The organism is Rummeliibacillus sp. BSL5 (assembly GCF_052928305.1).
This window is the reverse complement of sequence record NZ_JAVGCV010000005.1, coordinates 33,833-49,722: the sequence shown is the minus strand read 5'-3', so window position 1 is coordinate 49,722 and position 15,890 is coordinate 33,833. Positions and strand designations below refer to the sequence as shown.

Here is a 15,890-nt window from a genome sequence, read left to right as displayed (position 1 = left end):
TTTTAAGCGCAGCTTAAATGCACTTGCATAAAACAAAAAAACTAATACATTCCACATAGGAGGAAAATATAATGAATAAAGAGCAAATCTTAGAAGCAATCAAAGCTATGACAGTTCTTGAATTAAATGACTTAGTAAAAGCAATCGAAGAAGAATTCGGTGTTACTGCAGCTGCTCCTGTAGCAGTTGCTGGTGGCGGCGCTGCAGCTGCAGAAGAAAAAACAGAATTTGATGTTGTTTTAGCTTCTGCTGGCGATCAAAAAATTAAAGTAATCAAAGTGGTTCGTGAAATCACTGGTTTAGGTCTTAAAGAAGCTAAAGAAGTAGTTGATAACGCTCCTAAAGCTCTTAAAGAAGGCGCTTCTAAAGAAGAAGCTGAAGAAATCAAAGCTAAACTTGAAGAAGTTGGCGCATCTGTAGAAGTAAAATAATTTCTACTGATTGATTGTAAAAGCTCGTCAATTTGGCGGGCTTTTTCTTTATCTCAAATTAATGGGCATAAAGTTTCTGTGCCGACGTTTAATAGAGTATAAGTTTGGAGCATTTACCCGTGAAATTACTGATTAGAACAGCAATCAGCAGATAGAAGAACAGCTCCGTTTGTTAGAAGTTTTACGTTATCATTACATGATGGGGGTATTTTTCTTGTCAGAACATTATTATTCCAAAAATCCTCAAGTAGAAAGCAAGCCTTCTAAATGGCAATACACACTACGAGGTTTTTTATTTACTTTTGAAACAGATGCTGGAGTTTTTAGTAAAAGCGAAGTAGATTTTGGTTCCCGTGTATTAATTGATTGTTTTGTTATGCCGGATGTAGATGGGCATGTTTTAGATGTAGGGTGTGGTTACGGCCCGATTGGATTGTCGATTGCAAAAAGTTATCCTGACCGAATCGTTGAAATGATGGATGTAAATGAGCGGGCAGTTAATTTAGCAAAAAAGAACGCTGAATTGAACGGGGTTCAAAATGTGCAAATTTATGAAAGTGACGCACTTTCATCTGTTCCGAATGGAAAAATCGCTGCAGTTTTGACGAATCCCCCTATACGAGCTGGTAAGGATACTATTTTTAGATTCTATGACGAGGCGTATGATAAGTTAGCGGATTCAGGCGAGTTGTGGGTAGTGATACAAAAAAAGCAAGGAGCTCCATCAACTTTTGATTATTTGGAATTAAAATTCTCAAAAGTGGAGATAGTAGAGAAGAAAAAAGGTTATTGGATTATCAAAGCGAGGAAATAAAAACTTATAGATTGACTTGACAAATGCGCTATGATATTATAATAAAATGCAAAAATATTAATTTGAAGGCGTTTGCCCTTTAGCTGAAAAGTGAATAGCAAGAGCTTTCAAATTTGAATTTGGTTAATCGGAAATGAGCTCATATTTGAACTTATTTTCTTTTTTGTCTTTCGTTATCATACAACATTTATATGGTTTCTGAAAGACCTATTATCGCTTTATTGAGGGGTGAATGAGTTGACAGGTCAACTAGTTCAGTACGGACAACACCGAAAGCGTAGAAGCTTCGCGCGTATTAAAGAGGTGCTAGAACTTCCGAATCTTATTGAGATTCAAACTGCATCTAACGAGTGGTTCCTTGAAGAAGGATTACGTGAAATGTTTCATGATATTTCACCAATTGAAGACTTCACAGGGAATTTATCACTAGAATTCGTCGACTATAGTCTCGGAGAACCGAAATATGATGTCGATGAGTGTAAACAACGTGACGTAACTTATGCAGCTCCATTACGAGTTAAAGTGCGTCTACTCAACAAAGAAACAGAAGAAGTAAAAGAACAAGAAGTATTCATGGGTGACTTCCCGCTTATGACGGATACAGGTACTTTTGTAATTAATGGTGCTGAACGCGTCATTGTTTCCCAATTAGTACGATCACCAAGTGTTTACTATCACGATAAAACAGATAAAAACGGTAAAAAAGGCTTTGGTGCAACAGTTATTCCAAACCGTGGTGCTTGGCTTGAATACGAAACAGATGCAAAGGATATTGTATATGTCCGCATTGACCGTACGCGTAAATTACCGATTACGGTATTGCTTCGCGCGCTAGGGTTTGCATCTGATCAAGAGATTATCGATTTGATCGGTGACAATGAGTTTTTACGCAATACGTTGGAAAAGGACAATACAGACAGCACAGAAAAAGCATTGCTTGAAATCTATGAGCGTCTTCGTCCTGGTGAACCACCAACAGTAGAAAGCGCAAAAAATCTGTTGTATTCTCGTTTCTTCGACCCAAAACGCTATGACTTAGCGAATGTTGGTCGCTATAAAATGAATAAAAAGCTTCATATCAAAAATCGTCTTTTCAACCAAACGATCGCTCAAACATTAGCAGATCCTGAAACAGGCGAGATATTAGTTGAAGCAGGTACATTAATCGACCGTCGCGTTTTAGATCGCCTTATCCCCTATTTAGAAAATGGTGTAGGCTTTAAAACCGTATCAAAAGTAGGCGGTGTCCTTGAAGGCGATATCCAAATTCAAGAGATTAAGATCTATGCACCAAATGACGAATCACAAAAAGAAATTAAAGTGATTAGCAACGCATATATCGATGAAGAAGTTAAACATCTTACTCCTGCTGATGTAGTAGCATCTGTTTCTTACTTCTTTAACTTGCTATATGGTGTAGGTGATACAGATGATATTGACCATTTGGGTAACCGTCGTTTACGTTCTGTAGGCGAATTGTTGCAAAATCAATTCCGTATTGGTCTTTCTCGTATGGAACGAGTGGTGCGCGAGCGTATGTCAATTAACGACACCGCTTCTCTAGTACCGCAACAATTGATCAATATCCGCCCAGTTATTGCGGCGATTAAAGAGTTCTTCGGAAGCTCTCAATTGTCACAATTCATGGACCAAACAAATCCATTAGCTGAGCTTACGCATAAACGCCGTCTATCCGCTTTAGGACCTGGTGGTTTAACGCGTGAACGTGCTGGCATGGAAGTGCGTGACGTTCACTATTCTCACTATGGCCGTATGTGTCCGATTGAGACACCTGAGGGTCCAAACATTGGTTTGATTAACTCACTATCTAGTTATGCGAAAGTAAACAAATTCGGATTTATCGAAACACCTTACCGTCGCGTAGACCCTGAAACAGGTCGTTTAACAAGCCACATCGACTATTTAACTGCCGATGAAGAAGATAACTATGTTGTAGCGCAAGCAAACTCTCCATTAAATCCAGATGGTTCGTTTGTTGAGGAAGAAGTTGTTGGCCGTTTCCGCGGTGATAACTCTGTGTTTAAACGTGATACAGTCGATTACATGGACGTCTCACCAAAACAAGTAGTATCAGCTGCAACAGCTTGTATCCCATTCTTAGAAAACGATGACTCCAACCGTGCCCTAATGGGTGCGAACATGCAACGTCAAGCTGTTCCTCTTTTAAATCCTGAAGCTCCATTCGTTGGAACAGGTATGGAACACGTAGATGCTAGAGATTCAGGCGCAGCAGTAGTTGCGAAATATCCTGGTATTGTCGAGCATGTTGAAGCACGTACTATTCATGTGCGTCGCATTGAAGAAATCGACGGTAAAGAAGTTAAAGGCGATTTAACAAAATATAAATTACAAAAATTCACTCGTTCTAACCACGGAACAAGCATCAACCAACGCCCGTTGGTAAAAGTCGGTGACCGTGTTCAACCTCGTGATATCTTAGCTGATGGTCCATCTATGGAAAACGGTGAGCTAGCACTAGGCCGAAATGTTGTGGTTGCATTCATGACATGGAACGGTTACAACTATGAAGATGCTGTTATCATGAACGAACGTTTAGTGAAAAATGATGTGTATACATCTGTACACATTGAAGAGTATGAATCAGAAGCTCGTGATACAAAGCTCGGACCTGAAGAAATCACTCGCGATATTCCGAATGTCGGTGAAGAGGCATTGCGCAATCTTGACGAACGAGGAATTATCCGTATTGGTGCGGAAGTAAATGATGGCGATATCTTAGTAGGTAAAGTTACTCCTAAAGGTGTAACAGAACTAACTGCAGAAGAACGCCTATTACACGCAATCTTCGGTGAAAAAGCGCGTGAAGTACGTGATACTTCTCTTAAAGTGCCACACGGAGCAGGCGGTATTGTACTAGATGTCAAAGTCTTCAATCGTGAAGATGGCGATGAACTATCTCCAGGCGTTAACCAAATGGTTCGTGTCTATATTGTCCAAAAACGTAAAATTCGCGTTGGGGATAAAATGGCCGGTCGTCATGGTAACAAAGGGGTTATCTCTCGCATCTTGCCTGAAGAAGATATGCCATACTTGCCAGACGGCACTCCAGTAGATATCATGTTAAATCCACTAGGCGTACCTTCTCGTATGAATATTGGACAGGTATTGGAGATTCACCTAGGCATGGCAGCTCGCTATTTAGGCGTGTACATGGCTACACCAGTATTTGATGGTGCTTCAGACGAAGATGTTTGGAGAACAATGGAAGAAGCCGGCATGAACCGTGACGGTAAAACTGTTTTATATGATGGACGTACAGGCGAACCATTCGATAACCGCGTTTCAGTTGGGGTTATGTACATGATCAAACTGGCTCACATGGTTGACGATAAATTGCACGCTCGTTCAACAGGCCCTTACTCACTTGTTACGCAACAACCACTTGGCGGTAAAGCACAGTTCGGTGGACAACGTTTCGGTGAGATGGAAGTATGGGCGCTTGAAGCGTATGGCGCTGCTTATACTCTTCAAGAAATCTTAACAGTTAAATCCGATGACGTTGTGGGTCGTGTGAAAACATACGAAGCCATCGTTAAGGGAGAAAGCGTTCCTGAAGCAGGCGTTCCGGAATCTTTCAAAGTATTAATTAAAGAGCTTCAGTCTTTAGGTTTAGACGTGAAAATGTTGACTATCGATGATGAAGAAATCGAATTGCGTGATACTGAAGATGATGATGATCTTCAACCAAACGATTCATTCAATATTGCTTCGACTACAGAAGAAGAAGCATCAGTAGGATCAGCAGAATAAATATTTATAACTACAGGATACTGGACAGGACCGTTTGCGGGCTTGTCCTTATCCCCTTTTACCAATAAATATCGCCGAGCTAATGGAAAGTCACTTAAGACTTCAGAATAAAGGGAGGTAGGCTCCTTGATAGACGTTAATAATTTTGAATACATGAAGATTGGTCTAGCTTCGCCCGATAAAATCCGTTCATGGTCTTATGGAGAAGTCAAAAAACCAGAAACTATTAACTATCGAACACTTAAACCAGAAAAAGACGGTTTGTTCTGTGAACGTATCTTTGGACCGACAAAGGACTGGGAATGTCATTGCGGGAAATACAAACGTGTACGTTACAAAGGTGTTGTTTGTGACCGTTGTGGAGTAGAAGTAACTCGCGCTAAAGTACGTCGCGAACGTATGGGGCATATCGAATTAGCTGCTCCTGTCTCACACATCTGGTACTTCAAGGGAATCCCGAGCCGTATGGGACTTATCCTAGATATGTCACCACGCTCACTTGAAGAAGTAATCTATTTTGCGTCATATGTTGTAATTGAAGCGGCAGATACACCACTTGAAAAGAAACAATTGCTTTCAGAAAAAGAATACCGTGCGTACCGCGAAAAATACGGTAAAACTTTCGTAGCTTCAATGGGTGCTGAAGCAATTCAACAATTATTATCAGAAATTGATCTTGATAAAGAAACAGAAGCATTAAAAGAAGAACTTAAAACAGCACAAGGCCAACGCCGTACAAGAGCAATCAAACGTCTTGAAGTGGTAGAATCATTCCGCCATTCCGGCAACCGTCCTGAATGGATGATTCTAGATGTGCTACCTGTAATCCCACCTGAATTGCGCCCAATGGTACAACTAGATGGTGGACGGTTCGCTACATCAGATTTAAATGACTTATATCGTCGTGTAATTAACCGTAACAACCGTTTGAAACGCCTTCTTGATCTAGGCGCGCCTGGCATTATTGTTCAAAACGAAAAACGTATGCTACAAGAGGCTGTCGATGCACTTATAGACAATGGCCGTCGTGGCCGTCCTGTTACAGGACCTGGTAACCGTCCATTAAAATCTTTATCTCATATGTTAAAAGGGAAACAAGGGCGTTTCCGTCAAAACTTATTGGGTAAACGTGTTGACTACTCTGGCCGTTCTGTAATCGTTGTAGGTCCATCTTTGAAAATGTATCAATGTGGTCTTCCAAAAGGTATGGCAATCGAATTGTTCAAGCCTTTCGTAATGAAAGAATTAGTAGAACGCGGTCTTGCGCATAATATTAAATCTGCAAAACGAAAAATTGAACGTATGCACCCAGAAATCTGGGATGTTCTAGAAGAAATCATGAAAGAGCATCCAGTACTTCTAAACCGTGCTCCTACTCTTCACAGACTTGGTATTCAAGCATTTGAACCAACTCTTATCGAAGGGAAGGCTATCCGTCTTCATCCATTAGTATGTACAGCTTACAACGCTGACTTCGATGGTGACCAAATGGCGGTTCACGTTCCACTTTCTGCAGAAGCACAAGCGGAAGCTCGTTTACTAATGCTTGCAGCTCAAAACATTCTAAATCCAAAAGACGGTAAACCAGTTGTTACGCCATCTCAAGATATGGTATTAGGGAACTATTACTTAACACTTGAGAGAAAAGGCGCTATTGGTGAAGGTTCTGTCTTCTATGGACCAGAAGAATTAAATATTGCTTATCAAAATAACGAAGTGCACTTGCACTCACGTATTGCAATTAAAGCATCTTCTTTAAACAATAAGACATTTACAGAAGAACAAAACAATATGTTGTTGCTTACAACTGCTGGGAAAGTTTTCTTCAATGAAATCTTGGATAATTCATTCCCATATATCAATGAACCAACAAATACAAACTTGCATGATGCAACACCAGACAAATACTTTATTCCTACGTCAACAGATGTGAAGGAACATATCGCTTCACAAGAACTCGTTAAGCCGTTTACGAAGAAGTATTTAGGTAATGTTATTGCAGAAGTATTTGCTAGATACCATATTACTGAAACATCCGTCATGCTTGACCGTATGAAAGATCTTGGCTTCAAGTATTCTACTAAAGCCGGTATTTCAATTGGTATTTCCGATATCATCGTATTACCAGGGAAACACGAGATCTTGCATAAAGCGCAAGAGCAAGTGGATAAAGTGATGAAACAATTCCGTCGCGGTTTAATTACAGAAGAAGAACGCTACGATCGCGTTATTTCTTTCTGGAGTGCGGCTAAAGACGAAATTCAATCAAAACTGATGGATTCCCTTCCAGCAGAGAACCCAATCTTTATGATGAGTGACTCTGGTGCCCGTGGTAACGCATCTAACTTTACTCAGCTTGCTGGTATGCGTGGTTTGATGGCCAACCCGGCCGGACGTATTATCGAACTTCCGATTAAATCATCATTCCGTGAAGGTTTAACAGTACTCGAGTACTTCATCTCTACGCATGGTGCACGTAAAGGTCTTGCTGATACAGCGCTGAAAACAGCCGATTCAGGTTACCTTACTCGCCGTCTAGTTGACGTTGCACAAGATGTTATTGTTCGTGAAGATGATTGCGGTACAGATAGAGGTTTAGCAATCTCTGCTTTGAAAGAAGGCACAGAGATTATTGAAACTCTAGAAGAGCGTATGATCGGACGTTATGCGAAGAAAACAATTCGCCACCCAGAAACAAACGAAGTCCTTGTAGCACGCGACGAATTGATTACAGCTGAGCTTGCTCGTCTAATTGAAGAAGTGGGCATTGAAGAGGTAACAATCCGTTCTGCCTTCACATGTAATACCAAACATGGTGTATGTAAAAAATGTTACGGCATGAACTTAGCGACAGGCGATAAAGTTGAAGTTGGTGAGGCAGTTGGTATCATCGCTGCACAATCAATCGGTGAACCTGGTACACAGTTAACAATGCGTACATTCCACCAAGGTGGGGTAGCCGGTGCCGATATTACACAAGGTCTTCCACGTATCCAAGAGATATTCGAAGCACGTAATCCAAAAGGTCAAGCGGTCATTACTGAAATCGCTGGTGTTGTAACAGAGATCGAAGAAATTCGCGAAGGCCAAAAAGAAATTACGGTCCAAGGAAAAGTTGAAACACGTAAATATTTAGCACCATATAATGCACGTCTAAAAGTTCAATTGAACGAAAATGTGTATCATGGTCAAATATTAACAGAGGGTTCAATTGATCCGAAAGAATTACTTAAAGTTACAGATGTTTCTTCAGTAGAAGAATACCTATTAAAAGAAGTCCAAAAAGTATACCGTATGCAAGGGGTAGAAATTGGTGATAAACACGTAGAGGTAATGGTTCGCCAAATGCTTCGTAAAGTACGTGTTATTGAAGCGGGAGAAACAGACTTACTTCCTGGTACATTGCTAGATGTGCACCAATTTGCAGAAGCAAATGTTGAAGCTATTGTTGAAGGTAAGATTCCAGCTACATGCCGACCTGTCATCTTGGGTATTACAAAAGCTTCTCTTGAAACAGAATCATTCTTATCTGCAGCTTCATTCCAAGAAACAACTCGCGTATTAACAGATGCAGCAATCAAAGGTAAACGCGATGAACTACTTGGACTGAAAGAAAATGTTATCTTAGGTAAACTTGTTCCTGCTGGTACAGGTATGCAACGTTACCGTCAAATTAAAATGGCCGATAACGAAACAGAAGAACAAGAAGAAACACTTGCAGTAGATTAGTTAAAAGTATGAGAGGAGGGGCAGTCCTCCTCCTCATCTTTTTAATAAATTCGTTGACAATATGATCAATGGATGATAATATATTTTAGGTTGATAGTTGGTTGTCTGTTGCACTCATCGATCTTGTATTGAACAAATGCATAGGATAACAAACAATCATTGGTAAGAAAACAAAACAGTACAGCATTGCAAGGGTATATTACCGAAGTTTTCGTTGCTCATATGCAGACGATCGAATGGCCACGCATGCGGTGCTTATAGCACAAAGAATTGGCATTCCCGTTGTATAGGTAGACTCGAAAAGAAGACTTGGTAGAGCCTACGCAATATAATAGAGCAACAATAGTGCGACCACTGAATATTGGTTTTTGCGATGATCACGCAAAAGCTTTGTTTTTTACCTTAAAATGAACCACCTGGATGTGTGGATTAAGAAACAGTATGAAGGGAGGAAAAATCGATGCCTACAATTAACCAATTAGTACGTAAGCCTCGTCAATCCAAAAGTAAAAAATCTAAATCACCAGCTCTAAACAAAGGTTATAACAGCTTTGTAAAATCATTGACTGATGTAAACTCACCACAAAAACGCGGTGTTTGTACACGTGTTGGTACAATGACTCCGAAAAAACCGAACTCAGCTTTACGTAAATATGCTCGTGTTCGCTTAACTAACCAAATCGAAGTTAATGCTTACATTCCTGGTGAAGGCCACAACTTGCAAGAACACAGTGTTGTTCTAATCCGCGGCGGCCGTGTAAAAGACTTACCAGGGGTACGTTACCACATCGTACGTGGTGCATTGGATACTGCTGCAGTAAACGGCCGTATGCAATCTCGTTCTCTATATGGTGCTAAAAAACCAAAAGAAAAAAAATAATCTAATTATGCTTTTTAATGAAAGGAGGAAAACAAATGCCTCGTAAAGGTCCTGTTTCCAAACGTGACGTGTTACCAGATCCAATTTATAACTCAAAACTAGTAACTCGTTTAATCAATAAAATGATGGTAGATGGTAAAAGAGGTACTTCTCAAAAAATCTTATACGGAGCTTTCGAATTAGTAAAAGAACGCTCTGGTCAAGATCCACTAGAAGTATTTGATGCTGCTCTAAATAATGTAATGCCAGTTCTTGAAGTTCGTGCTCGCCGTGTCGGTGGTGCTAACTATCAAGTACCAGTTGAAGTTCGTCCAGAACGTCGTACAACTTTAGGTCTTCGTTACCTAGTGAACTACTCTCGTCTTCGTGGCGAAAAAACAATGGAAGAACGTTTAGCAAATGAAATTCTAGATGCTTCTAACAACACTGGTGCGTCAGTTAAAAAACGTGAAGATATGCACAAAATGGCAGAAGCGAACAAAGCATTCGCTCACTATCGTTGGTAATCACAAACTAACCTTAATCCATTATGGAAGGAGAAAGACAGCATGACTAGAGAGTTCTCCCTTGAGAATACTCGTAATATCGGAATCATGGCTCACATTGATGCTGGTAAAACAACAACAACTGAGCGTATCCTTTATTACACTGGTAAGATTCACAAAATCGGTGAAACTCATGAAGGTGCTTCTCAAATGGACTGGATGGAGCAAGAGCAAGAACGTGGTATCACTATCACTTCTGCTGCTACAACAGCTCAATGGAAAGGCAACCGCGTAAACATCATCGATACTCCGGGACACGTAGACTTCACTGTAGAAGTTGAACGTTCTTTACGTGTACTTGACGGTGCAGTGACTGTACTTGATGCTCAATCAGGTGTAGAACCACAAACTGAAACAGTATGGCGTCAAGCAACAACTTACGGAGTACCACGTATCGTATTTATCAACAAAATGGATAAAATCGGTGCTGACTTCTTGTACTCAGTAAACACTTTGCATGAACGTTTACAAGCAAATGCTCATCCAATTCAGCTTCCAATCGGTGCAGAAGATGAGTTCAATGCTATCATCGACCTAATTGAAATGAATGCTACATTCTACAAAGAAGGCGATGACGGTTCTAACGCTGAAGTTCGCGAAATTCCAGAAGAGCACAAAGCTCAAGCTGAAGAATACCGCGAAAAATTAATTGAAGCTGTTGCTGAACTTGATGAAGATTTAATGGAAAAATACTTCGCTGGTGAAGAAATCACTAATGAAGAATTAAAAGCTGCTATCCGTAAAGCTACATTAAATGTTGAGTTCTACCCAGTAACATGTGGTACAGCATTCAAAAACAAAGGTGTTCAATTAATGCTTGATGCTGTAATCGACTACCTTCCTGCTCCAACAGACGTTGCTGCAATTAAAGGTACATCAGTCGATGGAGATGAAGAAATTGTTCGTCATTCATCTGATGAAGAACCATTCTCTGCATTAGCATTTAAAGTAATGACTGACCCTTATGTTGGTAAATTAACTTTCTTCCGCGTATACTCTGGTATCTTAGAATCTGGATCATATGTACAAAACTCTACAAAAGGTAAACGTGAACGCGTAGGTCGTATCCTACAAATGCACGCTAACTCTCGTGAGGAAATCTCAAAAGTATACGCTGGAGACATTGCAGCTGCTGTAGGTCTTAAAGCAACCACTACTGGTGATACTCTATGTGACGAAAAATCACTAGTGATTTTAGAGTCAATGGAATTCCCAGAACCAGTTATCTCACTTTCTGTAGAACCAAAATCTAAAGCTGACCAAGATAAAATGGGACAAGCTTTACAAAAACTACAAGAAGAAGATCCAACTTTCCGTGCTCACACTGACACAGAAACTGGCCAAACAATCATCTCAGGTATGGGTGAACTTCACTTAGACATTCTTGTGGACCGTATGAAACGTGAATTCCATGTGGAAGCAAACGTTGGTGCACCACAAGTATCTTATCGTGAAACATTCCGTTCTGGCGCACAAGTTGAAGGTAAATTTGTACGTCAATCAGGTGGTCGTGGTCAATTCGGTCACGTTTGGATCGAATTCCAACCTAACGAAGAAGGTAAAGGTTTCGAATTCGAAAATGCAATCGTTGGTGGTGTAGTTCCTCGTGAATACATTCCAGCAGTTGAAGCAGGTCTTCGCGACTCTTTAGATAATGGTGTCCTTGCTGGATTCCCATTGATCGATATCAAAGCAAAACTATTTGATGGTTCTTACCACGATGTCGATTCAAACGAAATGGCATTTAAAGTAGCTGCTTCAATGGCACTTAAAAATGCAGTTTCAAAATGTAACCCAGTTCTTTTAGAACCAGTTATGAAAGTGGAAGTTGTAATGCCTGAAGAATACCTAGGTGATATCATGGGCAACATCACTTCTCGCCGTGGTCGCGTTGAAGGTATGGAAGCTCGCGGTAACGCTCAAGTTGTTCGCGCTATGGTTCCACTTGCTGAAATGTTCGGTTACGCAACAACTCTACGTTCTGCTACACAAGGACGTGGTACATTCTCAATGGTATTTGACCATTATGAAGAAGTTCCTAAATCAATTAGCGATGAAATTATCAAACAAAACAAAGGTGCATAATTTCAAAGTAATTTTTGATTGAATTTTACCTTTATATAAAGTATAAATAACATGTAAGCTATGTCATCTTCAGGAAGCAAGGGCCCTGCCTCCGAAGATACGTAACTATAAACTAAACTTATAACCTTGAGGAGGCAATTTTAAAATGGCTAAAGAAAAATTCGACCGTTCTAAAACACATGCTAACATTGGTACAATCGGACACGTTGACCATGGTAAAACAACTTTAACTGCTGCTATCGCTACAGTTCTTTCTAAAAAAATGGGTGGAGAAGCTAAATCATACGATCAAATCGATAACGCTCCAGAAGAAAAAGAACGCGGTATCACAATCAATACTTCTCACATCGAATACGAAACTGAAAAACGTCACTATGCTCACGTTGACTGCCCAGGACACGCTGACTATGTTAAAAACATGATCACTGGTGCTGCTCAAATGGACGGCGCTATCCTTGTAGTATCTGCTGCTGATGGTCCAATGCCACAAACTCGTGAACACATCCTATTATCTCGTAACGTAGGCGTACCTTACATCGTAGTATTCTTAAACAAATGCGATATGGTAGACGACGAAGAATTACTTGAATTAGTAGAAATGGAAGTTCGTGATCTATTATCTGAATATGACTTCCCTGGCGATGATGTTCCTGTTATCAAAGGTTCTGCTCTTAAAGCTCTTGAAGGCGAAGCAGATTGGGAAGAACGCGTTGTTGAATTAATGAACGCTGTTGATGAATACATCCCAACTCCAGAACGTCAAACTGACAAACCATTCATGATGCCTGTCGAAGATGTATTCTCTATCACAGGTCGTGGTACAGTTGCTACTGGTCGTGTAGAACGCGGTCAAGTAAAAGTTGGTGACGTTGTTGATATCGTAGGTATCGCAGAAGAAACTAAACAAACAACTGTAACTGGTGTTGAAATGTTCCGTAAATTATTAGACTATGCTGAAGCTGGCGATAACATCGGTGCATTACTACGTGGTGTTGCTCGTGAAGAAATCCAACGTGGACAAGTATTGGCTAAACCAGGCACAATCACTCCACACACTAAATTCTCAGCTGAAGTTTACGTTTTATCAAAAGAAGAAGGTGGACGTCACACTCCATTCTTCTCTAACTACCGCCCACAATTCTATTTCCGTACAACTGACGTAACTGGTGTTATCACTTTGCCAGAAGGTACTGAAATGGTTATGCCTGGCGATAACACAAAAATGAACATCGAACTAATTCACCCAATCGCTATCGAAGACGGTACTCGTTTCTCAATCCGCGAAGGTGGCCGTACAGTTGGTTCAGGCGTTGTTTCATCTATCGAAAAATAATTGTTTCTTGAAAACAATTTATTTATTAAGCTATCCCGAGTGCACACGGGATAGCTTTTTTTATATTTCAATGATTTGGCAAGAATTCTTATGGACAAAACGATTGCCAAACAAAGAGAAATTTTATATACTGGAATACGTGCAAAACAAGATTTAGTAGATATGAAGACTTTCTAAAACAATATATAAAGAAATTCGTGAAATCACTTGCTTATTCGCGAAAATCTATGTATAATATTTAATGTTGGTCTTTGACTGCGATGAAGCGGGAGGTTGCCGACACACCCGGCCGCATTGCCATGGCGCGTGTGTGGGAAATTTCCGTGGAGAATGTCTAGGAAATAGGCGAAAAGGAGGGAAAATAATGGCAAAACAAAAGATTCGAATCCGTTTGAAAGCATATGATCACAGAATTCTTGATCAATCTGCTGAGAAAATTGTTGAAACTGCGAAACGCTCAGGTGCAAGTGTATCAGGTCCGATACCTCTTCCAACTGAAAAATCCATTTACACAATTCTTCGTGCTGTTCACAAGTATAAAGATTCTCGTGAGCAATTTGAAATGCGCACTCATAAACGTCTAATCGATATCGTTAACCCAACACCACAAACTGTGGATGCGTTAATGAAATTAGATTTACCATCAGGCGTTGATATTGAAATCAAACTTTAATGGTAAAAAATATATTAAATTAAATTATCTCAGGAGGTGTGACTAATGACCAAAGGAATCTTAGGTAGAAAAATCGGTATGACGCAAGTTTTTGCTGAGAATGGTGATTTAATCCCTGTAACTGTTGTTGAAGCTGCTCCAAACGTAGTTCTTCAAAAGAAATCAGTTGATACAGATGGCTACGAAGCAATCCAAATCGGTTTCGATGATAAACGCGAAAAGCTTTCAAACAAACCTGAAAAAGGACACGTAGCAAAAGCGAACACTACTCCTAAGCGCTTCATTCGCGAAATCCGCGATGTAAACTTAGCTGAGTACGAGGTTGGTCAAGAAGTCAAAGTTGAAATTTTCGCAGAAGGCGATGTAGTAGATGTAACAGGTGTTACTAAAGGTAAAGGTTTCCAAGGTGTAATTAAACGCCACGGACAATCTCGTGGACCAATGGCCCACGGTTCTCGTTACCACCGTCGTCCTGGTTCAATGGGCCCTGTAGCTCCGAACCGCGTATTTAAACAAAAAAAATTACCTGGTCAAATGGGTGGCAACACAGTTACAATTCAAAACTTAACAATTGTTAAAGTTGATGCGGAACGCAACTTGCTACTAATCAAAGGTAATGTTCCTGGTTCTCGTAAAGCATTAGTAACAGTTAAGTCTGCTATTAAAGCTAACTAATTTTCCGAAGAAAGGAGGAAACAGGAATGACAAAAGTTAACTTACTTAGTCAAACAGGTTCTTCTGTAGGCGAAATCGAATTAAACGATGCGATCTTCGGAATTGAACCTAATCAATCAGTATTATTTGACGCGATTATCGCTCAACGCGCTTCATTACGTCAAGGTACACATAAAGTAAAAAATCGCTCTGAAGTTGCTGGCGGTGGTCGTAAACCATGGCGCCAAAAAGGAACTGGGCGTGCTCGTCAAGGTTCTATCCGTTCTCCACAATGGCGTGGCGGTGGTACTGTATTCGGTCCAACACCTCGCAGCTACAGCTACAAACTTCCTAAAAAAGTTCGTCGTTTAGCTCTTAAATCAGCTCTATCTTCTAAAGTTGCTGAAACAAACTTTGTGGTACTAGAAGCATTGAAATTAGATGCACCAAAAACAAAAGATTTCGCTAAAGTTTTAGCTGATCTTTCAATTAACTCTAAAGCATTATTTGTTACTGCTGACTTAGATGAAAACGTAGCACTATCTGCTCGTAACATCCAAGGTGTAACAGTTCTAACTGCAGCTGGAATCAACGTTCTTGATCTTGTAGGTCATGATAAAGTTGTATTCACTCAAGCTGCTGTAAAAAAAGTTGAGGAGGTGCTTGGTTAATGGAAGCACGTGAAGTTTTAAAACGTCCTGTCATTACTGAGCGTTCTTCAGAACAAATGGCAGAAAACAAATATACTTTTGAAGTTGACACTCGTGCCAATAAAACTGAAGTCAAAGATGCTGTAGAAGAAATCTTTGGCGTTAAAGTTGAAAAAGTTAACATTATGAATTACAAAGGTAAATTCAAACGTGTTGGCCGTCACGGTGGATACACAAACAAACGCCGCAAAGCAATTGTAAAATTGTCTGAAGGCGAAATCGAATTATTCGAAATGTAATATTC

The 15,890-nt window shown here is 40.2% G+C and carries 12 protein-coding genes; all 12 read left to right on the top strand.

Going from position 1 to position 15,890, the window contains the following annotated elements; translation table 11 throughout:
• Positions 1 to 71: 71 nt before the first annotated feature.
• The 12 genes from rplL (at position 72) to rplW (ending at position 15,885) form a co-directional block, all read left to right on the top strand.
• Positions 72 to 431 (top strand): 50S ribosomal protein L7/L12, encoded by a 360-nt coding sequence (gene rplL / locus RCJ93_RS13810; protein WP_066790948.1) that lies wholly within the window; start codon positions 72 to 74, stop codon positions 429 to 431.
• Between the two features lie 214 nt (positions 432 to 645).
• Positions 646 to 1,245 carry a class I SAM-dependent methyltransferase gene (locus tag RCJ93_RS13805; RefSeq protein WP_066790947.1) on the top strand — a complete coding sequence of 200 codons (600 nt, stop codon included), beginning with the start codon at positions 646 to 648 and terminating at the stop codon, positions 1,243 to 1,245.
• Between the two features lie 237 nt (positions 1,246 to 1,482).
• A complete protein-coding gene (gene rpoB / locus RCJ93_RS13800; RefSeq protein WP_066790946.1) occupies positions 1,483 to 5,037 on the top strand; it encodes a DNA-directed RNA polymerase subunit beta in 3,555 nt (1,184 codons plus the stop codon).
• A 126-nt stretch (positions 5,038 to 5,163) separates the two neighbouring features.
• The gene (gene rpoC / locus RCJ93_RS13795; RefSeq protein WP_446739307.1) at positions 5,164 to 8,766 is read left to right on the top strand and encodes a DNA-directed RNA polymerase subunit beta'; all 3,603 of its coding nucleotides are present in this window, start codon (positions 5,164 to 5,166) and stop codon (positions 8,764 to 8,766) included.
• 460 nt (positions 8,767 to 9,226) lie between these two features.
• On the top strand, positions 9,227 to 9,646 hold the full coding sequence (gene rpsL, locus RCJ93_RS13790) for a 30S ribosomal protein S12 (RefSeq protein WP_066790943.1): 420 nt from the start codon (positions 9,227 to 9,229) through the stop codon (positions 9,644 to 9,646).
• A 35-nt stretch (positions 9,647 to 9,681) separates the two neighbouring features.
• Positions 9,682 to 10,152, top strand: a complete 471-nt coding sequence (rpsG, locus tag RCJ93_RS13785) for a 30S ribosomal protein S7 (protein WP_066790941.1) — start codon at positions 9,682 to 9,684, stop codon at positions 10,150 to 10,152.
• 42 nt (positions 10,153 to 10,194) lie between these two features.
• The gene (gene fusA, locus RCJ93_RS13780; protein ID WP_150285383.1) at positions 10,195 to 12,276 is read left to right on the top strand and encodes an elongation factor G; all 2,082 of its coding nucleotides are present in this window, start codon (positions 10,195 to 10,197) and stop codon (positions 12,274 to 12,276) included.
• Between the two features lie 145 nt (positions 12,277 to 12,421).
• Complete coding sequence (gene tuf, locus RCJ93_RS13775) at positions 12,422 to 13,609, top strand: elongation factor Tu (protein ID WP_066790935.1); 1,188 nt, start codon at positions 12,422 to 12,424, stop codon at positions 13,607 to 13,609.
• 364 nt (positions 13,610 to 13,973) lie between these two features.
• Positions 13,974 to 14,282, top strand: a complete 309-nt coding sequence (gene rpsJ, locus RCJ93_RS13770) for a 30S ribosomal protein S10 (RefSeq protein ID WP_066790933.1) — start codon at positions 13,974 to 13,976, stop codon at positions 14,280 to 14,282.
• A 45-nt stretch (positions 14,283 to 14,327) separates the two neighbouring features.
• On the top strand, positions 14,328 to 14,957 hold the full coding sequence (rplC, locus tag RCJ93_RS13765) for a 50S ribosomal protein L3 (RefSeq protein WP_066790931.1): 630 nt from the start codon (positions 14,328 to 14,330) through the stop codon (positions 14,955 to 14,957).
• A 26-nt stretch (positions 14,958 to 14,983) separates the two neighbouring features.
• On the top strand, positions 14,984 to 15,607 hold the full coding sequence (gene rplD / locus RCJ93_RS13760; protein ID WP_066790929.1) for a 50S ribosomal protein L4: 624 nt from the start codon (positions 14,984 to 14,986) through the stop codon (positions 15,605 to 15,607).
• On the top strand, positions 15,607 to 15,885 hold the full coding sequence (gene rplW / locus RCJ93_RS13755) for a 50S ribosomal protein L23 (RefSeq protein ID WP_066790927.1): 279 nt from the start codon (positions 15,607 to 15,609) through the stop codon (positions 15,883 to 15,885). The genes rplD and rplW overlap by 1 nt, the downstream gene beginning before the upstream one ends.
• The last annotated feature ends 5 nt before the right edge of the window (positions 15,886 to 15,890 follow it).

Excerpts from the sequence above, each read along its gene's own strand:
- rplL (WP_066790948.1), top strand. The coding sequence starts at position 72 with ATGAATAAAGAGCAAATCTTAGAAGCAATCAAAGCTATGACAGTTCTT.
- rpsL (WP_066790943.1), top strand. The coding sequence starts at position 9,227 with ATGCCTACAATTAACCAATTAGTACGTAAGCCTCGTCAATCCAAAAGT.
- rpsG (WP_066790941.1), top strand. The coding sequence starts at position 9,682 with ATGCCTCGTAAAGGTCCTGTTTCCAAACGTGACGTGTTACCAGATCCA.
- fusA (WP_150285383.1), top strand. The coding sequence starts at position 10,195 with ATGACTAGAGAGTTCTCCCTTGAGAATACTCGTAATATCGGAATCATG.
- tuf (WP_066790935.1), top strand. The coding sequence starts at position 12,422 with ATGGCTAAAGAAAAATTCGACCGTTCTAAAACACATGCTAACATTGGT.
- rpsJ (WP_066790933.1), top strand. The coding sequence starts at position 13,974 with ATGGCAAAACAAAAGATTCGAATCCGTTTGAAAGCATATGATCACAGA.
- rplC (WP_066790931.1), top strand. The coding sequence starts at position 14,328 with ATGACCAAAGGAATCTTAGGTAGAAAAATCGGTATGACGCAAGTTTTT.
- rplD (WP_066790929.1), top strand. The coding sequence starts at position 14,984 with ATGACAAAAGTTAACTTACTTAGTCAAACAGGTTCTTCTGTAGGCGAA.
- rplW (WP_066790927.1), top strand. The coding sequence starts at position 15,607 with ATGGAAGCACGTGAAGTTTTAAAACGTCCTGTCATTACTGAGCGTTCT.